The sequence below is a fragment of the Pseudomonas sp. Z003-0.4C(8344-21) genome (genome assembly GCF_900104975.1).
GTDB lineage: Bacteria > Pseudomonadota > Gammaproteobacteria > Pseudomonadales > Pseudomonadaceae > Aquipseudomonas > Aquipseudomonas granadensis.
Genome location: NZ_LT629756.1, coordinates 687,327 through 707,540, shown reverse-complemented (window position 1 = coordinate 707,540; position 20,214 = coordinate 687,327). Strand labels below are relative to the sequence as shown.

Annotated in this window: 21 protein-coding genes; 6 read left to right on the top strand and 15 right to left on the bottom strand. The window is 61.6% G+C overall.

What is annotated here, in order from left to right; translation table 11 throughout:
* Window positions 1-38: 38 nt before the first annotated feature.
* Window positions 39-851 carry a substrate-binding periplasmic protein gene (locus tag BLU24_RS03260; RefSeq protein ID WP_093097513.1) on the top strand — a complete coding sequence of 271 codons (813 nt, stop codon included), beginning with the start codon at window positions 39-41 and terminating at the stop codon, window positions 849-851.
* A gap of 222 nt (window positions 852-1,073) precedes the next feature.
* Window positions 1,074-2,948: a DEAD/DEAH box helicase gene (locus BLU24_RS03255; RefSeq protein ID WP_093097509.1), complete on the top strand. Its 1,875-nt coding sequence runs from the start codon at window positions 1,074-1,076 to the stop codon at window positions 2,946-2,948.
* A gap of 260 nt (window positions 2,949-3,208) precedes the next feature.
* Here BLU24_RS03255 and BLU24_RS03250 read toward each other — a convergent pair whose 3' ends face one another.
* Together BLU24_RS03250 and BLU24_RS03245 are read right to left on the bottom strand one after the other, a co-directional pair.
* Window positions 3,209-3,787: a YceI family protein gene (locus BLU24_RS03250; RefSeq protein ID WP_042606592.1), complete on the bottom strand. Its 579-nt coding sequence runs from the start codon at window positions 3,785-3,787 to the stop codon at window positions 3,209-3,211.
* A 31-nt stretch (window positions 3,788-3,818) separates the two neighbouring features.
* The gene (locus BLU24_RS03245) at window positions 3,819-4,370 is read right to left on the bottom strand and encodes a cytochrome b (RefSeq protein ID WP_090287091.1); all 552 of its coding nucleotides are present in this window, start codon (window positions 4,368-4,370) and stop codon (window positions 3,819-3,821) included.
* Between the two features lie 295 nt (window positions 4,371-4,665).
* Between BLU24_RS03245 and BLU24_RS03240 the strand changes: the two genes are divergently transcribed.
* Entirely contained in the window at window positions 4,666-5,163 is a 498-nt protein-coding gene (locus BLU24_RS03240; protein ID WP_093097506.1) for a hypothetical protein, read from the top strand.
* A gap of 22 nt (window positions 5,164-5,185) precedes the next feature.
* Here the strand turns inward: BLU24_RS03240 and BLU24_RS27510 are convergent, their stop codons facing one another.
* A complete protein-coding gene (locus BLU24_RS27510) occupies window positions 5,186-5,344 on the bottom strand; it encodes a hypothetical protein (protein ID WP_157720817.1) in 159 nt (52 codons plus the stop codon).
* Between the two features lie 182 nt (window positions 5,345-5,526).
* Window positions 5,527-7,302, bottom strand: coding sequence for a flavin monoamine oxidase family protein (locus BLU24_RS03235; RefSeq protein ID WP_093097504.1), 1,776 nt, complete (start codon window positions 7,300-7,302; stop codon window positions 5,527-5,529).
* Window positions 7,303-7,525: 223 nt separating this feature from the next.
* Here BLU24_RS03235 and BLU24_RS03230 point away from each other — a divergent pair, with 223 nt between their 5' ends.
* Complete coding sequence (locus tag BLU24_RS03230; protein WP_093097501.1) at window positions 7,526-8,932, top strand: adenosylmethionine--8-amino-7-oxononanoate transaminase; 1,407 nt, start codon at window positions 7,526-7,528, stop codon at window positions 8,930-8,932.
* Window positions 8,933-9,075: 143 nt separating this feature from the next.
* Entirely contained in the window at window positions 9,076-9,795 is a 720-nt protein-coding gene (locus tag BLU24_RS03225) for a 16S rRNA (uracil(1498)-N(3))-methyltransferase (protein ID WP_093097499.1), read from the top strand.
* 111 nt (window positions 9,796-9,906) lie between these two features.
* Here BLU24_RS03225 and trhA read toward each other — a convergent pair whose 3' ends face one another.
* Complete coding sequence (gene trhA, locus BLU24_RS03220) at window positions 9,907-10,524, bottom strand: PAQR family membrane homeostasis protein TrhA (protein WP_093097496.1); 618 nt, start codon at window positions 10,522-10,524, stop codon at window positions 9,907-9,909.
* Window positions 10,525-10,664: 140 nt separating this feature from the next.
* Between trhA and BLU24_RS03215 the strand changes: the two genes are divergently transcribed.
* Entirely contained in the window at window positions 10,665-11,585 is a 921-nt protein-coding gene (locus BLU24_RS03215) for a LysR family transcriptional regulator (protein WP_093097494.1), read from the top strand.
* Between the two features lie 217 nt (window positions 11,586-11,802).
* On the opposite strand, the gene madM is transcribed toward BLU24_RS03215, so the two are convergent.
* From madM to BLU24_RS03165, 10 genes are all read right to left on the bottom strand, one after another.
* The gene (gene madM / locus BLU24_RS03210) at window positions 11,803-12,567 is read right to left on the bottom strand and encodes a malonate transporter subunit MadM (protein WP_038861195.1); all 765 of its coding nucleotides are present in this window, start codon (window positions 12,565-12,567) and stop codon (window positions 11,803-11,805) included.
* Between the two features lie 5 nt (window positions 12,568-12,572).
* Window positions 12,573-12,965 carry a malonate transporter subunit MadL gene (gene madL, locus BLU24_RS03205; protein ID WP_093097491.1) on the bottom strand — a complete coding sequence of 131 codons (393 nt, stop codon included), beginning with the start codon at window positions 12,963-12,965 and terminating at the stop codon, window positions 12,573-12,575.
* A 67-nt stretch (window positions 12,966-13,032) separates the two neighbouring features.
* Complete coding sequence (gene mdcH / locus BLU24_RS03200) at window positions 13,033-13,953, bottom strand: malonate decarboxylase subunit epsilon (protein ID WP_093097488.1); 921 nt, start codon at window positions 13,951-13,953, stop codon at window positions 13,033-13,035.
* A complete protein-coding gene (locus BLU24_RS03195) occupies window positions 13,950-14,570 on the bottom strand; it encodes a malonate decarboxylase holo-ACP synthase (RefSeq protein WP_093097486.1) in 621 nt (206 codons plus the stop codon). Before BLU24_RS03195 ends, mdcH begins: the two co-directional genes overlap by 4 nt.
* Entirely contained in the window at window positions 14,564-15,349 is a 786-nt protein-coding gene (mdcE, locus tag BLU24_RS03190) for a biotin-independent malonate decarboxylase subunit gamma (protein WP_093097483.1), read from the bottom strand. The genes BLU24_RS03195 and mdcE overlap by 7 nt, the downstream gene beginning before the upstream one ends.
* On the bottom strand, window positions 15,346-16,197 hold the full coding sequence (locus BLU24_RS03185; RefSeq protein WP_093097480.1) for a biotin-independent malonate decarboxylase subunit beta: 852 nt from the start codon (window positions 16,195-16,197) through the stop codon (window positions 15,346-15,348). The genes mdcE and BLU24_RS03185 overlap by 4 nt, the downstream gene beginning before the upstream one ends.
* Window positions 16,190-16,489, bottom strand: a complete 300-nt coding sequence (locus BLU24_RS03180) for a malonate decarboxylase subunit delta (RefSeq protein ID WP_056786420.1) — start codon at window positions 16,487-16,489, stop codon at window positions 16,190-16,192. The genes BLU24_RS03185 and BLU24_RS03180 overlap by 8 nt, the downstream gene beginning before the upstream one ends.
* Window positions 16,489-17,346, bottom strand: coding sequence for a triphosphoribosyl-dephospho-CoA synthase (locus BLU24_RS03175; protein WP_093097478.1), 858 nt, complete (start codon window positions 17,344-17,346; stop codon window positions 16,489-16,491). Before BLU24_RS03175 ends, BLU24_RS03180 begins: the two co-directional genes overlap by 1 nt.
* Complete coding sequence (gene mdcA / locus BLU24_RS03170) at window positions 17,347-19,017, bottom strand: malonate decarboxylase subunit alpha (protein ID WP_090287116.1); 1,671 nt, start codon at window positions 19,015-19,017, stop codon at window positions 17,347-17,349. It lies immediately after the preceding gene.
* Window positions 19,018-19,367: 350 nt separating this feature from the next.
* Window positions 19,368-19,733, bottom strand: coding sequence for a DUF6124 family protein (locus BLU24_RS03165; protein ID WP_093097475.1), 366 nt, complete (start codon window positions 19,731-19,733; stop codon window positions 19,368-19,370).
* Between the last annotated feature and the right edge of the window lie 481 nt (window positions 19,734-20,214).

Here is a 20,214-nt window from a genome sequence, read left to right as displayed (position 1 = left end):
TTCTGGCTCTTTCGCGATTCTCGTCGTAATCTCCAGCCATGCCTTTGATCACACAGTTGTTCGCCGTGCTGGTATTTGCTTGCCTGAGCTTCGCCGCTCGGGGCGAGAAGTTGCGTATTGTCACCGAGCCGTGGGCGCCGTACGTGTATGAAGACGGCGGCAAGAACCTCGGCCTCGACTATGAAACCACGGCCATCGTGTTCCAGCGTCTGGGCATCGAAGTCGAATGGCAGTTCCTGCCGTGGAAACGCTGCCTGTCGATGCTGGAAACCGGTCAGGCTGACGGCGCGCTGGATATTTTTCACAGCGCCGAGCGTGACAGCACCCTGCTCTATCCGAGCGAGCCATTGTCGGACGTCGAGTTCGTGATGTTCTACGCCAATGACCGGCCGCACCCGTTCAATCGTCTCGAAGAACTCAAAGGCCTGACCATCGGCACCTCGCCCGGCTATTTATACAGCGAAGATTTCAGCCAGTCGCAGTTGTTTACCCGGGAACCGGCACCGACCCATGAAGCCAACTTTGGCAAACTGGTGCGTGGGCGCATCGATCTGCTGATTACTGATCGCCGCGTCGGCCAGCATTTGCTCGATGAATTGAATATACGCAGCCTGATCACCGAAAACCCCACGGTTATTAGTCGCCAGAGCCAGTTTTTGGCCGTTCGGCGCAATGCCGGCATGGATCTGCTGGTACAGCGTTTCGGTGCCGAGCTCAAGCGTTTCAAGCGCGAACCAGCCTACGCCGAGCTGAGCGCGCGCTATGGTGCCGCGCCCGTTGGCAGTGTTTTGTTGAACTCGGCGACGGTCAGCGGCAAAACCGTTGAGCAGCAGGAAAGCGGCGCGCGGTGATTGCTCTGTTATACTCCGGCGTTCCCGCCAGGCTCACGCCCGGACGCCCGGAACCGTAACAGGCCTCCCGACCCGCTACAGCGCAGCTTTGCAGCCCGCGCGAGCGCTCCCGACGTGCCTTCGGAACCGCAGCAGGACCGGACGGGATTGCGTCCTCTTAAACGCCATTCGCGCCAGGCAAGACTCCCATTGGGCCAAGCCCTAACTAAAACAGGATTACTCATGTCCTTTGCTTCCCTCGGTCTCTCCGAGGCTTTAGTCCGCGCCATCGAAGATGCGGGCTATACCGAGCCTACTCCGGTGCAACAGCGGGCCATTCCCGCCGTGTTGCAAGGTCGCGACCTGATGGTTGCGGCACAGACAGGTACCGGTAAAACCGGCGGTTTCGCCCTTCCGATCCTGGAGCGGTTGTTTCCCAACGGTCACCCGGACAAATCCCAGCGCCACGGCCCGCGCCAACCGCGCGTACTGGTCCTGACCCCGACCCGCGAACTCGCGGCCCAGGTTCACGAGAGCTTCAAGATCTACGCCCGTGATCTGAAATTCGTCAGCGCCTGCATCTTCGGCGGCGTCGGCATGAACCCGCAGGTTCAGGCCATGTCCCGCGGTGTCGACGTGCTCGTCGCCTGCCCGGGTCGTCTGCTCGACCTCTGCGGCCAGGGCAGCGTTGATCTGTCCCACGTTGAAATCCTCGTCCTCGACGAAGCCGACCGCATGCTCGACATGGGTTTTGTGCATGACGTGAAGAAAGTCCTCGCGCGCCTGCCGGCCAAGCGTCAGAACCTGCTGTTCTCGGCGACCTTCTCCAAAGACATCACCGACCTCGCCGGCAAACTTCTGCACAACCCGGAACGCATCGAAGTGACGCCGCCGAACACCACGGTCGAGCGCATCGAGCAACGCGTGTTCCGTCTGCCGGCCAGCCACAAGCGTGCCTTGCTGGCGCACCTGATCACCGCCGGCGCGTGGGAACAGGTGCTGGTGTTCACCCGCACCAAGCACGGCGCCAACCGTCTGGCCGAGTACCTGGACAAGCACGGCCTGCCGGCTGTAGCGATCCACGGTAACAAGAGCCAGAATGCGCGCACCAAAGCCCTGGCCGACTTCAAGGCCGGCGAAGTGCGCATTCTGGTTGCCACCGACATCGCTGCCCGGGGCCTGGACATCGACCAGCTGCCTCACGTGGTCAACTTCGAGCTGCCGAACGTCGATGAAGACTACGTGCACCGGATCGGCCGTACCGGCCGTGCCGGTCGTTCGGGCGAGGCGATCTCGCTGGTCGCGCCGGACGAAGAAAAACTGCTGAAAAGCATCGAGCGCATGACCAAGCAGAAGATCGCCGACGGCGACCTGATGGGCTTCGACTCGAGCACCATTGAAGCCGAGAAGCCGGAAGCCCGCGAGCGTCCGGACATTCGCAACCCGCGTAACCCTCGCGGCCCGCGCGGCGACGGCCCGAATGGCGGCGGCGGTGGCGGCGGCCGTAAGGACAAAGGCAAAGACAAGGGCAAGGAAAAACCGGCCGGCGAACGTGGCGAGCGCCCTGCCCGCCAGCAGAAGCCGCGCGAAGGCACGCCGAGCCGCGAACAGCGTCCGAGCCAGCCACCGCGTGCAGCGGCGGATCGTGCTCCGGACGAGTTCCTCGACGACGAAATCGATAACTTCGGCAACCGCGTTGATTACGTGCCGAAAGCCGCACCGGCCGGCGGCCGTGGTCGTCGCCCAGGCGCACCGGCCCAAGGCGCAGGTGCCGGCGCACCGCGCGGCGGTCAGTCGCAAGGTCGCCAGAACGGCCCGCGCAACAGCAACGGTTCGAGCACCGGCACCCCACCGGCCAAACGCAGCGGCCCGCGCAACGGCGCACCGCGTGACGGTCAGGGCCGTCGTGACGAGTCTTCGTCGTCCTCGCGCAACCGCCGTCCAGCCCGTGACGATCAGCCACGTAGCGAGCCAGCCGTGCAGAACCCGCGCAGCACCGGGCCGAAGATCATGCACAAGGAATCGAAAGCCGACCGCTTTCCGACCCCTGAGCAGCTCGATCAACTGCCAAGCCGCCCGCGTGGCGAAAAACCAGCACTGCTGACCCGCAATCGCTGAGTCCAAGCCGCAATGAAAAATGCCCCGGTTCGAAAGAGCCGGGGCATTTTTTTGTCCTGACGCTTATATGCACATCCCCTGTGGGAGCCAGCCTGCTGGCAATGAGGACAGCACATTCAAAACCTGTGGTGGCTGACCCACCGCTATCGCCAGCAGGGTAGCGCCCACAGGGGCTCTGCGGTGAAGTGAAGTGTTTGTGACAGGCAATAAAAAACGCCCCCGGCCTTACGACCGGGGGCGTTTTTGTATGGCGGCGAAAATTACTTCGCTTTCACACCTTCAAACGAAACATACAGCTCGACCGCATCGGACTTCGGCCCGAGGTCTTTCTGCTTGCCGAAATCGGAACGCTTGATGGTGGTGGTGCCTTCGAAGCCGGCACGGTAGCCGCCCCATGGATCCTTGCCTTCGCCCAGGAAGGTCGCTTTCACGACGACAGGCTTGGTCACGCCCAGCAGGGTCAGGTCGCCGGTCACGTCAGCAGTGTTGGCACCGGTGGATTTGACGCTGGTGGAAACGAAGGTGGCCTTGCCGAATTTGCTGGCGTTGAGGAAATCAGCGCTGGCGATGTGCTTGTCGCGTTCGGCGTGATTGGTGAACACGCTGGCGGTGTTGACGTTGAATTCGATCTTGCTGTCTTCAGGCTTGGCAGCGTCGAAGCTGAACTTGCCGTCGATGTCCTTGAAAGTACCGGTGATGAAGCTGTAGCCCAGGTGGCTGATCTTGAAATCAACGAAGGCGTGCTGGCCTTCTTTGTCGACGACGTAGTCAGCGGCCATTACGTTGGCGGACAGCACGGCAGAACCGATTGCCAGAGCGGCCAGAGTCTTTTTCAACATGCTTTCTTTTCCTTTGAGTCGAGGTTGAATTTCAGGCTTTGCGACCGAGCATTCGGGTAAGGGTCGCATCACGATCGATAAAGTGGTGCTTCAATGCTGCCAACGCATGAAGGCCGGAAAAAATTACCAGCGCCCACGCCAGCCAGAGATGAATCACCCCAGCGGTATCTGCCTGATCCGGTAGTCCGGAGAGCAGTGCAGGAACTTCAAACAGGCCAAACACCGGGATCCCGACACCGTCTGCGGTGGAAATCAGGTAACCGGCAATCATCACAGCGAACAGCGCCAGATACAGAAACCCGTGGCCGAATTTTGCGCCGAGGCGGGTCATGCGGCTGTAGCTTTGCAGGGTCGACGGCGGTGGACTGATAAAGCGCCACAGCACCCGCAACACCATCACACCCAGCAGCACCAGACCGATACTCTTGTGCAGGTCCGGCGCGTCTTTGCGCCAGGTGCTGTAGTAATCCAGCCCGACCATCCACAGACCCAGCGCAAACAGCCCGAAGACCACCAGCGCCACGCCCCAGTGCATGAAGATGCTGACCCAACCATAGCGCGAAGAAGAGTTACGTAGCTGCATTGCCCAAATCCTGTGAGAACTGCGAACCAAGACTAGCGAGTTATCTATCGAATTAAAGCGGAAAATTTCGCTTTGAAATATCGAGAAATACGATCAAGAGTCTGCAAGAGAGGTGTTAAGAAAGGATTAAAGGCGATTTCGGTGAGGGGCGCTTGGATGGATGATCGGTGTTGTGCCTTCGGGCAACACCCACAGTCCGCAGACCTGAATATTCGAAGCCGATAAGCATGTACCGCAGATGCGACCTTTGGGCCTGTTCGAATGAGACTCTCTCAACATTCAGTCAGGCGCAAATATGGCTCTGCGATATACACCCTTTCAAGCGAGCGGTTCTTCCGTACTGCCTCCCAATCAGACGATGTCAGCAGGGCAGTACCTGCAATCGGAGAACGGTCGATTCCGTTTGATCCTGCAAAGTGATGGAAATCTGATCATCAAGGACGGCGAGGCCATTATCTGGATCGCGGACGGCCATCAACCTTACAGCGCGACGTTGCACCCGAAAAGAATGCGCGAGCCGCTGCAGTTTGTAATCAGCAACAGCGGCTTCCTTTACGACCCGGCCAGGCGGCGACTATGGATCGCGGAGAGCACGCACACAGCTGATAAGTCGCTGTGGTACCACACTTACATGACCGTACAGGACGACGGCAACCTGGTGATTTACGATCAGCGCACGGGAAGTCTGCGCTGGGCGCGCTTCGGTTTCATTCCCGGACGCCTGCGCAAACCCAAGCAACGCTGTTTGAGAAAACTGCCGAACGGCACGGAATTCTTCAAGTGGGAGTTTTAACCGACCATCAACGTGCGGCATTTCAGTTATGCAATACCGCCGGAGGTTGCAGGCAATCGGCACTGTACGGATCAATCTTGCATGTGTGCGCCAGTTCAGAACCGTAACCACCGGGAAAGAAACGCCCGTTGGTACAGCCCGGAAGAGCAATCAGTAAAAGCATGAGCGTGAGCGTTTTCATCCAGGATCTCCGGTTTTTCCCAGCATAAGGTTGCTGGTCTGGCAGCCGCCATCACCTCATTCCGAGTGTCTTGTGGGAAGGCTCCGGTACGCCGGTAAGCTGCTGGACCAAGCTGCGAAAGAAAAAAATCCGGGCAAAAAAAACGCGACCCGAGGGCCGCGTTTTTCCATGGGAGCAAAGCCTTACTGGGCTTTGGTCTCGGTGGTTGCCGCAGGCTTGGGCGCGGGTTTAGCCGCTGGCTTCTTCGCCGGTTCAGCCTTCTTCACTGGCGCTTTGGCTGCGGGCTTTTTCGTTTCGGTTTTCGCCGCGGGCTTCTTCGCCGCTGGCTTGGCCGCGGCTTTCTTCGCCGGTTCGGCTTTTACCGGGGCCGCTGGCTTCGGCGCTTCCACCGGAGCGGGCGCAGGAGTCGGTGCAGGCGCTGGGGCGACCGGAGCAGGTGCCGGTTCTGGAGCCTTCACCGGTTCTGGCTTCTTCTCGTCATCCGAACCGCCAAACAGGTTGCTGAAGAAGTTGCCCTTCTTCGCCGCCACGGCACCCGCCGCGCCTGCTGCTGCGGCAGCCGGAACCCCTTTGGCCGGTTCGAACGATTTGCCTGCCGCCAGATCTTCAACCTGGCTGGCCGCACGCTGGCCGGTGCGCAGTGCGCCTTCCAGGGTGCCCGGATACAAGGTGTCGGTGTGTTCGCCAGCGAACGCTACGCGTTGCAGCGGACGTTCCCACAGGCGCCAGAACTTGCTGATCTGCCCCGGGCCGTAAGCCAGGTAAGCGCCGCCCATCGACGGGTCGGTGCTGTAGCGGCGGATTTCGTAACCAGTGAACGAGCCACGGGCCTGTGGATAAAACGCGTGCAGACGGATCAGCACCTGATCGACCATCTGCTTGTCGCCGAACGCCTGCATCACGCGGGCATTGTCGCCGGACAGGTTGATCACCACATTGGCGCCACCTTTGAGCGCTGGCTCGATCCAGAGCATGCCCAGACCGGTGTTGCTGTAGATCTCGCCGGACATGCGCGCCTTGCTTTCCCACACTGGCGTCTTGAATTTCAGCATGATCTGGTCGCGCCAGCCGTAGTTGGTGCCTTTGATCGCCGCCAGATGCTGGGCATCAAGTGCCGGGGTCAGGGCAATCTTGTTCAGTGCGCGCAATGGCACGGCCAGCACCACGTAGTCAGCCTGATAGCCGACGCTGCCGACTTTGACGGTCACGCCTTCCTTGTCCTGGGTGATGGCCGAGACCGGCGAGCTGGTCTTGATGGTCTTGATCTGTTTGACGAAGGCCTGCGCCAGCACCTGGCTACCGCCGACCAGACGCGAGGCGCGCAGGTCACGGTCGGAAACGCCGCGATAGACGCGGTTCTGCTGGGCAAAGTACAGCAGCGACAGCCGCGAAGGCTCGTCGTAATGGGTGCGGATGTCCTGATTGATCAACTGACGCGCCGTCGCCGGCAGGTTCTGCTTGTCGAGCCAGCTCGATACGGTGATCTGATCCAGCGCGTGCAGGGTGCTGGTCGCCGCCGGGTTTTGCGGATCGTCGATCGAGCGCGCCAGATCATCGAGGGTTTTCTGGTAACGCTTGAGCGCATCGGCGGTGGCCGGTTGCTTGGTCGCCAGATCCGCGGCGGAGAAATAGTCGCCGTCGATCAGATAGCTCGGCGTGCGCACGAATTCCGGTGCCGGGGTGGTGCCGAGCTTGAAGGTCGACACGTACTTGTTCAGCACCGGCTGGGTTTTGTCGTTACCGATCCACTCGCTGGTGGCCATGCCCGAGCGTCCGCCCAGGCTCGGCTTGGCTTCGAGCAGGGTGACCTGCCAGCCCTTGTTTTGCAGCTCATAAGCGGCGGTCAGACCCGACAGGCCGCCGCCGATCACGATTGCGGTTTTATCCTTGGCCAGCGCTGTCACGCTGAACAGCCCCAACATCACCAGCGCACAGGCGCGCAGCCAACCGACAGACATTCAGCGAACTCCGGAAAAACATGTGGGAAAAAGCAGTTTGGCGGGTCAGACGACCCAAAGAACCGCGAAGAATACGTTAGCCATCAAAACGCCGCCAGCGGCGTCTATCGGCTCATACAAAGTAGCTCAATCGACACAATGGGTTGTTCCCGCGCGATGCATTGCATAGGCTTGCGCGATTGTTTGCCCGCGCCTGCCGCGAGCCGCCTCGAGGAGACTGTAAATGGGCCTGAATAACCAGTGGATGCAACGCGATCTCGCAGTGTTGTGGCATCCCTGCACCCAGATGAAAGACCACGAACAACTGCCGCTGATCCCGATCAAGCGCGGCGAAGGCGTCTGGCTCGAAGACTTCGAAGGCAAGCGCTATCTCGACGCGGTCAGCTCGTGGTGGGTTAACGTTTTCGGGCACGCCAACCCGCGGATCAACCAGCGCATCAAGGATCAGGTCGACCAGCTCGAGCATGTGATTCTCGCCGGCTTCAGCCATCAGCCGGTGATCGAGCTGTCCGAGCGTCTGGTGAAGATGACGCCGGAAGGCCTGAACCGGGTGTTCTACGCCGACAACGGCTCGTCGTGCATCGAAGTCGCGCTAAAGATGAGTTTTCACTACTGGCTCAACCGCGGTCAGCCAAACAAGAAGCGCTTCGTCACCCTGACCAACAGCTACCACGGCGAAACCATGGCGGCGATGGCGGTCGGCGACGTGCCGTTGTTCACCGAGACCTACAAAGCCCTGTTGATGGACACCATCAAGGTGCCGAGTCCGGATTGCTACCTGCGCCCCGACGGCATGAGCTGGGAAGCGCATTCACGCAACATGTTCGCCACCATGGAACAGACGCTGGCGGAGAATCATGACAGCGTCGCGGCGGTGATCGTCGAGCCGCTGATTCAGGGCGCTGGCGGCATGCGCATGTATCACCCGGTTTATCTGAAATTGCTGCGCGAGGCCTGCGACCGTTATGGCGTGCACCTGATTCACGACGAAATCGCTGTCGGCTTCGGTCGCACCGGGACGATGTTCGCCTGTGAACAGGCCGGCATTCGTCCGGACTTCCTCTGCCTGTCAAAAGCCCTGACCGGCGGCTACCTGCCGCTCGCGGCATGCCTGACTACCGACGACGTCTACAGCGCGTTCTACGATGACTACCCGACTCTGCGCGCCTTCCTGCATTCGCACAGCTACACCGGCAACCCGCTCGCTTGTGCGGCGGCGCTGGCGACGCTGGATATTTTCGAACAGGACAACGTCATCGAAAACAACCAGGCACTGGCCCAACGCATGGCCTCGTCGACAGCGCACCTGGTCGATCACCCGAACGTCTCCGAAGTGCGCCAGACCGGCATGGTTCTGGCGATAGAGATGGTCAAGGATAAAGCCAGCAAAGAGGCCTACCCTTGGCAGGAACGCCGCGGCTTGAAGGTGTTCCAGCATGCACTGGAGCGCGGCGCATTGCTGCGGCCGCTGGGCAGTGTGGTTTATTTCCTGCCGCCGTACGTGATCACCCCGGAGCAGATTGATTTCCTGGCCGAGGTGGCGAGTGAAGGCATTGATATCGCCACGCGTGACAGCGTGAGCGTGGCGGTGCCGAAGGACTTTCATCCCGGTTTCCGCGATCCGGGCTGATCTACTTCACTTAAGCTTCAGCGGTACCGGACTATCGTCATCGCTGGCAAGCCAGCTCCCACAGGGTTTTGCGCAGAACCTGTGGGAGCTGGCTTGCCAGCGATGGGGCCGCCAGACTTTTACAAATTTTACAGAGACCCCGCATGAGACTGTCCCGCTTCTTTATCGACGCCCCATTGAGCACCGGCGAACACGAACTGCCGGAAGCCCAGGCGCATTACATCAGCCGCGTGTTGCGCATGGCCGAAGGCGATGCGGTGCAGTTGTTCGACGGTTCCGGCCATGAGTTTCGCGGATCGCTGGTTGAGGTCGGCAAGAAGCGCGTCGTCGTGCAGATCGACGAGCAACTGCCGGGTCAGGTCGAGTCGCCGCTGCACATCCACCTCGGCCAGGGCTTGTCCCGGGGCGAGCGCATGGATTGGGCGATTCAGAAAGCCACCGAACTGGGCGTGAATGAAATCACCCCGATCTTCAGCGACCGCTGCGAAGTCCGCCTCAAGGACGAACGCGCCGACAAACGCCTGCTGCACTGGCGTCAGGTAGCGATCAGCGCGTGCGAACAATGCGGGCGCTCGCGAGTGCCGGTGATTCATCCGCCGGTGCTGCTGGCGGACTGGATCAAGCAGACCGAAGCCGGGTTGAAACTGGTGCTGCACCCGGTGGCCGAGCCGCTGGTCAGCCATGCCCGACCGGCGACGCTGGCGTTCCTGATCGGCCCGGAAGGTGGTTTGTCCGACGCTGAAGTCGAGCAGGCCAAAGACAACGGCTTCCACGCCGCCCGCCTCGGCCCGCGGGTGCTGCGCACCGAGACCGCGCCGGTGGTGGCGTTGGCGGTGGCGCAGCAGCTTTGGGGTGATTTCTAAGGCCTCATCGCTGGCAAGCCAGCTCCCACAGGATCCTTGTTAACCACAACATGTGTGAACAACGCTAAACCCTGTGGGAGCTGGCTTGCCAGCGATTAGCCGCGCCTCGGTCTAGAGGACGTAAAACAAGATTGCGACAAAATGCAGCAGGCTCCCGGCAATCACGAACAGATGCCAGATCCCATGGGCATGCCGCAGCCGGTGATCGAGGGCAAAAAAGATAATTCCCACCGTATACATCACCCCGCCCGACGCCAGCCAGGCAAACCCCGCCGTGCCCAGCGCGGCGATCAGCGGCTTGACCGCCACCAGCACGATCCAGCCCATCACCGCGTAAATCACGATCGACAGAATCCGTGCCTCGGAGCGCGGTTTGATTTCCTGCAGGATGCCGATCAGCGCCAGCCCCCAGACGATCCCGAACAGTGTCCAGCCCCACGGCCCGCGCAGGGTCACCAGACAAAACGGCGTGTAGCTGCCGGCAATCAGCAGGTAGATCGAAAAGTGATCGACCTTCTTCATGATCGCTTTTTTGCGCCCGCGCACGCTGTGGTACACGGTCGAGGCGCTGTAGAGCACCAGCAGGGTGAACGCGTAGATCGCCACGCTGACGATCTTCCACGGACTGCCGTCGAGACTGGCGATCACCAGCATCCACACGCCGCCAATAAACGCCGCCACCGCTCCGACCAGATGGGTCCAGGCGTTGAGTTTTTCCCCGTGATACATGTGTCGCATACCTCGTAGTCACTAACGCAAGCGCGCAAGGCTCGGGCCTTGAGCGTAAAAGCGCAATGTTTCTGTTCAACCTCCCTGCGCGGCGCGCGGGAATTGGGCACAATCGGTCGATACCAAAAAGAGTCCGCGCCATGCTGATCGACGAAGAATTGACCCTGAAAAAACTCGAGGTGTTCCTCGCTTTCATGCGCACCGGCAACCTCGCCCGCGCCGCTGCCGAACTGCAGACCAGCAACGTCAGCGTGCACCGCGCGATTCACTCGCTGGAAAACGCCCTGCGCTGCCCGCTGTTCAAACACGAGGGGCGCAACCTCACGCCGCTGGAAAGTGCTTACGTGCTGGAAGAGCGCGCGCAGAAGCTAATCAATGATGTGGTCGACAGCGTGCGCCTGACTCGCGAAGCCGCCGGGTTCTCCGCTGAGCGCTTCAAGCTTGGCTCGCTGTATTCGTTGACGGTGAAAACCGTGCCGCAGCTGATCATGGGCCTGAAAATCCGCCGCAGCGAACTCAACATCGACCTGATCCTCGGCTCGAACATCGACCTGCTCTACAAGCTGAAAAACATGGAGGTCGACGCGATCCTGGTGTCACTCGACGACAGCATCAACGACCCGGACTGCGAGCAGATTGCGCTGTTCTCCGACGACATATTCCTCGCCACACCGGCGGATTCGAAGTTTGCTCAACGCAGTGAAGTCGATCTGGCCGAGGTGCGCGATGAAACATTCATCACCCTGACCCAGGGCTTTGCCACGCATCAGGATGGCAATCGGGTGTTCAAGCAGGCGGGGTTCGAGCCGAAAGTGGCGATGCAGGTGAATGACATTTTCACCCTGCTGAGCATGGTCAGCTCGGGGGTCGGTTATGCGTTGTTACCGGGGCGGATTGCGGCGGTGTACGAGAATCGGGTGAAGCTGATTCCGTTGCAGGAGAAGTATCGGTTGCAGCAGCACATCGGGGTGGTGTTCTTGAAGGCCAAGGAGAGGGACCCGAATCTGCTGGCGTTGCTGGCGGAGTGCCGGATGTATGCCAATCGCCAGGCCGGGGTTTGATCAACAGAAGATCAAGATCATGAGCTACCCCCTCACCCCAGCCCTCTCCCCCAAGGGGGCGAGGGGAAAGGGAGCAGATCGGGGGCTTTTCAGAACCTGTGTTCGACTCAGAAATTTCAGGTCGATGAAACTCCTGCATCCACCTCGGTCAGTCCCCTCTCCCTTTGGGCGGTCCGACGTTTCGGGAGGGCTAGGGTGAGGGTTAGCCTTTCGGCGGTCAGCCCATCAACCCGCGCATCGCCAGAAACAACAGCGAAGGCCCAAGCAAGCAGCCAAGCGCGGTATAAAACGCCGCCGTCAGGCAACCATAAGGCACCAGCTTCGGATCAGTCGCCGCCAACCCGCCAGCGACGCCACTGGAAGTGCCCATCAACCCGCCGAAAATGACCGCGCTGCGCGGGTTGTTCAGGCCGATCATCGGCGCCACGAACGGTGTCATCACCATCACCAGAATCGCCTTGATCAACCCCGCCGCGATCGACAGCGCCATCACCTCGGAACTGGCGCCAATCGCCGCGCCTGTCACCGGCCCGACGATATAGGTCACGGCACCAGCGCCAATCGTGGTCAGGCTGACCGCATCGGTGTAACCGAACGCCATCGCCACACCCACACCCGCCACAAACGAGGTGCCGACGCCAACAAACAGCGCCAACACGCCGACAAACCCAGCGCGCTTGAGCTCGTCGACACTGACACCAAACGCGGTGGCGACAATCGCAAAATCGCGCAGCATGGCGCCGCCGAGCAGGCCGATACCGGACAACAACGGAATATCCACCACGCCCTTCTGCCCGCCGGTCAGCGCGCCGCCGACATACGACAGCACCAGGCCGAGCAGAATGGCAATCGCCGAGCCGTGCAGGCGGCCCTTGGTGAAGGTGTTGGACATCCAGTAGGACACCCACATGGTCAGGCCGACAATCAAAAAGCCGCTGATCAGGCCGTAGCCGGTGATCACTTTCATCATCGATTCGTACATGGCGCTTACCCCGCAGTCTTGGCTGGAGCAATCGGCGTCTGTTGCTTGTTGCCCATGCGCGTCAGCACCGGCACCAGAGCAAAGGCGATCACCACGGCCAGCGTGCCGGCGAGAATAGCCATCGGCCCGCCCTTCAGCGCGCCGTAGACGTTCTGCTGCGCCGCCATGGCGACCACGATGGGAATGTAGATCGCACTCCAGAACTCCACGCCCTGCTCGGTCTTGCCCTTGAGCCAGCCGCTTTTGTACAGATAACTGCCGAGGCCGATCAGCAGCAGCATCGCAATGCCGACACCGCCGACGTTGGCCGGCACGCCGATCAGCTTGCCGAGCAATTCACCGATCCAGATACCGACCAGCGTACAAAAGGCGAGAAACGCCACACCGTAAATAATCATTGTTGTAGTCCTCAAAGTGCATCGTCGAATGTTGTTTTTGTTGTTCGAAGCTTGAGTCGCGGCGGTTTTAGAGTTGGCGGCCACCCTCCTCTCGCAACAGCGCTTGCAGGGTGTCGAGGCGGGCACTGTCGAAGGCCGTGACGGTGCCCTGCTCGAACACCCGGCGCGCCAGTCCGGTCAGCACCGCACCGGGCGGCAGTTCGATTTGTAGACGCACGCCGCGCTCGTAGGCGCTTTGCACGGTGCCGCGCCAGTCCACCACGCGGCACATATTGAAGGCGAGGTCGTCGCGCAGCGCTTCGACCTTGGTCACAGGCCGCGCACGGCTACCGCTCAGGTAAGCGATTTTCGGGGTTCTCAATTCAACCCTGGCAAAGGCTTCGGCGAGGGTTTGCGCCGGTTCGTCCAGCAGCGGACAGTGCGACGGCACACTTACCGCCAGACGTTTTGCCAGACCGGCGCCACGACTGCGCGCCAGTTCGGCCACCGCTTGCATGCCGCGGTCACTGCCAGCAATGACCACCTGATTATCGGCGTTGATATTCGCCAGATACACCGGCGAATCCTCGCTGTGCACCTGCGCCAGCAGCGTTTCGACTGTGGATAACTGCAAGCCGATGATTGCGGTCATGCCGTAGCCCTGTGGATAAGCCTGCTGCATCAGCTCACCGCGCAGGCTGACCAGATGCAACGCGTCACTGAAGCTCAAAGCCCCGGCGACCACCGCTGCGGGATAGGCGCCGATGGACAACCCTGCGACGTAATCCGCCGTCAGCCCGTCCTGCAACAACTGCCGTGAAGCCGCGACGCCAGCGATCAGCAGGCACAGCTGAACCGCCCGTGTGGTGCGTAACGCTTCGGCAGAATCGAGCCGCGAGACATCTTCGCCGAGCACGTCGCTGGCCTCGGTCAACACTTCCCCTGGCAAGCGCTGGAGCATGCCGGCTTGCTGCGCGCCCTGGCCGGGGAACACCAGCAGACTGCTCACGCTGCCTGCTCCAGCGGCTGCCACGGATCAACCACCAATTGCGCCTGTTGCGCATTTTTCAGCAGTACCCGCGCCGAAGCACTGGCCCATTCGCGCAACGCCACCGCGCCGAATGGGGTTTGCAACTGCATGTCGACCCGGCACGCGGCGCGATCAAAAAACGCGACCAGTTCGCGTGCCTGATGACGGGTAATCGGTTGCGGTGCGCGCAGGATCAGATCGAGGTCACTGGCCGCGTGCATCGCGGCAAAACCGCTGGCCAGCTCAAAGCCGACACTGCCGCTGACACCCCATACCCAACCACAGTCATCGAGCATCGGCCGCAATTGCCTGAGCGCCTGCATGACCGGCAGATCACGCGCGCTGTCGACATGACACAACGCTTCAGGACTGACCCGCCGCACAATCGAATCGATGCGCATGAACGCCGCCAGCCGCTGCTCACGCAGCAACCCGCGCACGCCCACCGCGATCAGACCTTCAGCACTCAGCGCGCGCCGCACTACCACCGGTTGCCCGACGGCCAGCGACTCGATCGCCCACGGCGGCGCATCCGCCGGCAACTGCGCCGGGGTCATGCCCCAGAGCAGGTCGTGGGCCAGTGGCATGTTCACCACTGCGCCCTCAGCAGTTCGCGGACCTTGCTCGACGCCGCGCGATTGCTGGCACCGAGGCGATTGCTCAGGTCGGTGCCGGTGATATTGCCGATGGCTTGCTTGAGGCATTCGCTGACCCGCGCCAGATCCTCTGCGGTCGGTTGTTCGATCTGCTGCACCGAGAGGGTTTCCCAGAGCAGGCCGAGGCTGGCGTAGCTGTCGATGTCGTAGGCCATCGGCGGCACGCTGGCGGCCAGCGCTTCCAGTTCCTCAACGCTGCGCAACGTCACCCGCGCCGCCGAGGCCTTGCCCATCGCGTGGACCATCACCCCGGGATCACGCAGTGCGATCAGGCGGTTGGCCTGATAACCGTGCGCCAGAAACGCTCCGGACATGGCCTTGCCGACCAGCAAGGCAATCACCGGATGCCCGGCCAGCCGCGCACGGGCATAACTGCCCGCCGCGCCGGCCAGCGCCTGATGAATACCGAGCGCTTCTTCGCGCCGACCATAGGCCTGGCTCGGCACATCGACGATGGCGATGATCGGGCGCTTTTGCGCGTTATCGCGATCAGCGCTGATCGCGTCATCCACAGCCTTGGCCAGCCCCCAGCCTTCGAGCAAGCCGACTTCGCCGTTGCGAGCGCGTGGGAAACGATTGTCCGGGTCAGCGACCACGGCGATAAAACGCCCGAGGTCACCGTCAGCGACTTTCAAGGACGCCGGCAGGCCTTCGACGTTTTTAGCTCCCGCGCTCAGAGCGTTGAACCAGTGCAAACCGCGCAATGAATAACCGCTCATGAGCGCTCTCCTTGATACAGATCGCGAACCACCGAGGGTTCGATTTGCTGGTCAGTGTTCAGACTGCCCAGACGGTGCAGGAACCACTCGGCGCTTTGGCTGCGTGGCTGAGCCGGCAAACCTTGCTGGAGCAATTCGCCGACCTGCTGACGAATCCGCGCCACGTCATCACCAACGTAACGATCCACCAGAGCACTGTTGAAGCGCTGCTCGCCGCCGGTCAGGCTCCAGATGAACGGCCGGTCGCGCGAGTCGTATTCCTCGATCCCGGCTTCCTGCTCGATGACTTGCGGGCCGTTCAGGCCAAGACGTGCTTCCTGAGTCACCAGCAGATAACTGCACAGCGCTGCGGCAATCGACATGCCGCCGAAGCAACCGACGCTGCCGGCGACCACGCCGACCACCGGTTGGTATCGCTGCAAATCGACAATCGCTGCGTGAATATCGGCAATCGCCGCGAGGCCGAGATTGGCTTCCTGCAAGCGCACGCCACCGGTTTCCAGCAACAGCACCGCGCGGGTCGGGATGCCTTTGCGGTTGTCTTCGGCGGCCAGCTCCAGCGCGCCGGCAATTTTCGCCCCGCCGACTTCACCAAGGCTGCCGCCCTGAAACGCGCCTTCGATCGCCGCAATCACCACGGGCAAACCGTCGAGGCTGCCCTTGGCGATGATGACGCCGTCGTCGGCCTGCGGGACCACGCCCTGGCGTTCCAGCCACGGCGACATGACCCGTTGAAACGGATCGAGCAGTTCACGAAACGTCCCGGCGTCGAGCAAGGCTTTCGCCCGTTGCCGCGCGCCAAGTTCGACGAAGCTGTGTTTGTTGAGCAACGCGGCGCTGTCAGTCATGGCCGATCTCCTCGAAACCCTGCTCCAGACGCAAGCGCACCACCCCCGGCGTCGCGCCGAAATCGTGGATGTCGATGGCCATCGCTGGCGGCGTAGTGCCGTCGAACATCCGCGCAAACAGATGCTGCCAGCGCTGTTGCGCGCCGTTGACCGAGGTCTGCACGTTGATCGTCAACTTGCCGGCCAGGCCAGGTTCGATCAGCACTTCCAGATCCCCCGAGCCGACACACCCGACCAGCGCACGCCCGCGTGGCGGCTGCCCGGCGGGAAATTCAAACGATAGGCTTTCCATCAAAACGCTCCCTGAAGAATGCCGTCGCGCTCGATTCGATCGAGCAACAGCGTGGCGGCGAGCAAGTCGGCGGCGCCACCGGGCGAGGCATTCAATGCGATGAGTTGTTGATCCAGTTCGTGCAATCGGCGGCGGCCTGTAAGGCTGGCACTGCCGCCGGCGTCGAGCACCGCTTGCGCGCCGCTTTGCATGGCGTGCAGGCCTTGTTCGCCGGCCCGATAGAGCACGCAGGTGTCGGCCAGTTCGGTCATGATCGCGAGCAAGGCGTCGAGCCGGGCGTTCTGTTCGCCGACGCCGTTGGCGCGGCTGTTCTGCAATTGCGGCAAGCCGCGTTGCAGCACCGAGGGGAAGCCAAGTTGCGCTTCCTCGCGAGCACCGCGTGCGCCGTAACGCTGGGCGACTTGAGCGCCGTGGCTGAGTGGCTTCGGTGCGTAGCGGTCGTCGAGCAGCGCCAGGCGTGCCGCACAAAGAGCGACGGAGCTCGGTTGCAGCGCGGCGGCGGTGACCAGCAGACCAAGCGCCCAGATTGCGCCGCGATGGGTATTCACACCGTTAGTGGTGGCGAGCATCGCTTGCTCGCCTTCGCGACCGATGCGGCCAATCGCTTCGCGCAACGGCAAACCGACTTCGCCAATGTCTTGCGCTGCCTCGGCCATTTCCTTGAACGCCGGCCACAACGCCAGCGCCGAAGCGTGCATCAGGCCCAGGTGCAGATCGGTGTGGGCGCCGTTGCCGCGACGGTCGACCAAGGCCGGTTTCGGCGACAGGTCGGCTTCGTCGATCAACGCTTCCACCGCCAGATCGGCCAAGCGGTCAGCCAGCGACAGCGGGTGTGCTTGCAGGTTGAATGCGTGCATTTACCAGCTCCTGAATTTGGCGGGCGGGTTGTACAGGCCACCGGACCACTCGACCAGATCCGCCACGCTTTTCGCCGCTAGCAGTTCGCGGGTGGCGTCGGTGCGGCGGATGCCGAGGTCTTCGGGCAAGGCAATCAGGCCTTCGCGACGCATGCGTTCGGTGTCTTTCGGGTTGTGGCGCAGGCCGATCGCGGTGACGCCGGCCACCGCTGCAATCATCGCCTGGCGTTCTTCCAGCGAACGCGCCTTGTACAGGTAGGCGATACCTTCTTCAGTGAGCAGGTGGGTAACGTCGTCGCCGTAGATCATGATCGGCGCCAGCGGCATGCCGCTTTTCTTCGCCACTTCGACCGCGTCTAGGGTTTCGACGAAGGTCGGTTTGCCGCCCTCCTGGAACGTCTCGACCATTTGCACCACGAGTTTCTTGCCGCGTTCGAGCATCGGTTGCGGCGCATCGCCGTGACGCATGTCCAGCCACGCTGGGGTACCGTGACGGCGGCCGCGCGGGTCATGGCCCATGTTCGGCGCGCCACCGAAACCGGCCAGTCGACCACGGGTCACCGTCGAGGAATGGCCGTCGCCATCGACCTGCAACGTCGCGCCGATAAACAGATCCACTGCGTATTGCCCGGCGAGTTGGCAGACCATGCGGTTGGAACGCAGCGAGCCGTCGCGGCCGGTGAAGAACACGTCCGGCCGGGCGGCGATGTAGTTTTCCATGCCCAGTTCGGTGCCGAAGCAATGCACGCTTTCGACCCAGCCGCTTTCGATCGCCGGGATCAGCGTCGGGTGCGGGTTGAGGGTCCAGTTGCGGCAGATCTTGCCTTTGAGGCCGAGGGATTCGCCGTAGGTCGGCAGGATCAGCTCAATGGCGGCGGTGTTGAAACCGATGCCGTGGTTGAGCGACTGCACGTTGTGTTTTTCGTAGATCCCGCGAATCGCCATCATCGCCATCAGCACATGCACAGGCTTGATGTGTCGTGGATCGCGGGTGAACAGCGGTTCGATGTAGAACGGCTTGTCGGCCACCACGACGAAATCGACCCACGAAGCGGGAATGTCCACGCGCGGCAGTTCGCTGACGTCGTCGACCAATTGGTTGACCTGAACGATGACGATGCCGTCGCTGAACGCGGCCGGTTCGATCAGTGCCGGAGTGTCTTCGGTGCTCGGGCCGGTGTAGATGTTGCCGGCGCGGTCGGCCATGAACCCGGCCGAGAGCACGACGTTGGGAATCAGGTCCACTACCAGCCGCGCATAGAGTTCGATGTAGGTGTGGATCGCGCCGACTTCCAGCAAGCCATCTTCAAGCAACTGGCTGATGCGCAGACTCTGGGTGCCGGCGAAAGAGAAATCCAGCTTGCGGGCGATGCCGCGTTCGAACAGATCAAGGTGCTCGGAGCGGCCGACGCTGGGCATGATCATGTGCAGGTCGTGGAGCTTTTGCGGGTCGGCCTTGGCCAGGGAACGGGAAAGAAAATCCGCCTGCTTCTGGTTATTGCCCTCCAGCACCACACGGTCGCCGGGATGGATCAGCGCTTCGAGCGCGGCGACGATCTTGTCGCTGGGCAGCACCGCACCATCGGCCAGCCCGCGCACCTTATCGAGCCGGCGCTGCTTCTCATCGCGCCGCCGCGTCCAGCGCGAGTCGGGGGAAATTATTGTTGTCATGCTCACTCCACGGGTTCGCTGTCGTGGAGCCAAGGTAGGCGTGTGAGGTGGGGGCATCAATCAAGCACGGTGGTGAATCGTTACGTTCAGCGTAATGATCAAGAGCGCCCTCACCCTAACCCTCCCGAAACGTCGGACCGCCCGGAGGGAGAGGGGACCGATTGGGGGATATTCGGGAATTGCGACGGCCTGGCAATGTTGCACTGAATCCGGGATTTACCAGGTTTACCAGCTCCATAATCGACTCGGTTTTTCAGGTCGATGTACAACGCCAGACACCTCGGTCGGCCCCCTCTCCCTCCGGGCGGTCCGACGTTTCGGGAGGGCTGGGGTGAGGGTCGGCTTTGAAGTCACTCCGTCGGCACCAACCTGTCCAACACACGATTCACAGCCATCTCCGCCACCATCACCACTTGCGCAATACCCTGCACGGTCTTGCGGTGCGTGCCCTCCACCATCGCCGCATGATTGTTGAGCATGACGGTGGCGGAGCCGAGGGTTTCGCTGGCATCGGCCAGCAGGGATTCAGTTTCGGCATTCGGGTTGGCCATGTACAGCGTGTTGGGGCTGTAGGGCGTGGCCATGAGGTCGGCGTTGGTCGGGCCGAGGTAGTGGTCGAGCGCGCGCTCGGCTGCTTCGTGGAATTTCTTCGAGTCGGGAGATTCGTAGGGGGATGCGGGGTCGGTGATCGGCGGGTTTGGCGTTACTTTGAACATGGGGACTTACCTCTGTGAGGCTGCGTCCATCCCGCTGCTAAACGATAGGAGGCAGCTGTGCGCAAGTTAGCAGACCGGTAGTCACCCAAACCCGGCGCACCCGAAGGTGCCATGCGCACAGCCACCATTAAGCGCAGGCAAATGCCTGACTGGATGAGACTCGTACGACCGGACAACTAGCCGGGCTGCTAAACCCGATCACTGGAAATCAGTGACGGAATCAAGTTACGCAGCCAGCCCAAGGCGCACAAGCCGGCGGATTCTGGTGCATGCGTAGGCAGCGGCGCAAGGATTTGTAGGCTGGTGAGCCGTAACGCCGAGTGTCTTTAAACAGCTTGGTTAAAGGGTGTTTATTGCACTGCAGAAATTGAGGATTTTCCTGTAAGAATTTGGTGATGCAACTGGCCCCATCGCTGGCAAGCCAGCTCCCACAGTGTCCGAGTGGTATCCGAATTCGGTGTACCACACAAAACCCTGTGGG

Bases quoted from the DNA above. Each gene is read 5' to 3' on its own strand.
- BLU24_RS03260 (WP_093097513.1), top strand. From the start codon at position 39: ATGCCTTTGATCACACAGTTGTTCGCCGTGCTGGTATTTGCTTGCCTG.
- BLU24_RS03255 (WP_093097509.1), top strand. From the start codon at position 1,074: ATGTCCTTTGCTTCCCTCGGTCTCTCCGAGGCTTTAGTCCGCGCCATC.
- BLU24_RS03250 (WP_042606592.1), bottom strand. From the start codon at position 3,787: ATGTTGAAAAAGACTCTGGCCGCTCTGGCAATCGGTTCTGCCGTGCTG.
- BLU24_RS03245 (WP_090287091.1), bottom strand. From the start codon at position 4,370: ATGCAGCTACGTAACTCTTCTTCGCGCTATGGTTGGGTCAGCATCTTC.
- BLU24_RS03240 (WP_093097506.1), top strand. From the start codon at position 4,666: ATGGCTCTGCGATATACACCCTTTCAAGCGAGCGGTTCTTCCGTACTG.
- BLU24_RS27510 (WP_157720817.1), bottom strand. From the start codon at position 5,344: ATGAAAACGCTCACGCTCATGCTTTTACTGATTGCTCTTCCGGGCTGT.
- BLU24_RS03235 (WP_093097504.1), bottom strand. From the start codon at position 7,302: ATGTCTGTCGGTTGGCTGCGCGCCTGTGCGCTGGTGATGTTGGGGCTG.
- BLU24_RS03230 (WP_093097501.1), top strand. From the start codon at position 7,526: ATGGGCCTGAATAACCAGTGGATGCAACGCGATCTCGCAGTGTTGTGG.
- BLU24_RS03225 (WP_093097499.1), top strand. From the start codon at position 9,076: ATGAGACTGTCCCGCTTCTTTATCGACGCCCCATTGAGCACCGGCGAA.
- trhA (WP_093097496.1), bottom strand. From the start codon at position 10,524: ATGTATCACGGGGAAAAACTCAACGCCTGGACCCATCTGGTCGGAGCG.
- BLU24_RS03215 (WP_093097494.1), top strand. From the start codon at position 10,665: ATGCTGATCGACGAAGAATTGACCCTGAAAAAACTCGAGGTGTTCCTC.
- madM (WP_038861195.1), bottom strand. From the start codon at position 12,567: ATGTACGAATCGATGATGAAAGTGATCACCGGCTACGGCCTGATCAGC.
- madL (WP_093097491.1), bottom strand. From the start codon at position 12,965: ATGATTATTTACGGTGTGGCGTTTCTCGCCTTTTGTACGCTGGTCGGT.
- mdcE (WP_093097483.1), bottom strand. From the start codon at position 15,349: ATGAGCGGTTATTCATTGCGCGGTTTGCACTGGTTCAACGCTCTGAGC.
- BLU24_RS03185 (WP_093097480.1), bottom strand. From the start codon at position 16,197: ATGACTGACAGCGCCGCGTTGCTCAACAAACACAGCTTCGTCGAACTT.
- BLU24_RS03180 (WP_056786420.1), bottom strand. From the start codon at position 16,489: ATGGAAAGCCTATCGTTTGAATTTCCCGCCGGGCAGCCGCCACGCGGG.
- BLU24_RS03175 (WP_093097478.1), bottom strand. From the start codon at position 17,346: ATGCACGCATTCAACCTGCAAGCACACCCGCTGTCGCTGGCTGACCGC.
- mdcA (WP_090287116.1), bottom strand. From the start codon at position 19,017: ATGACAACAATAATTTCCCCCGACTCGCGCTGGACGCGGCGGCGCGAT.
- BLU24_RS03165 (WP_093097475.1), bottom strand. From the start codon at position 19,733: ATGTTCAAAGTAACGCCAAACCCGCCGATCACCGACCCCGCATCCCCC.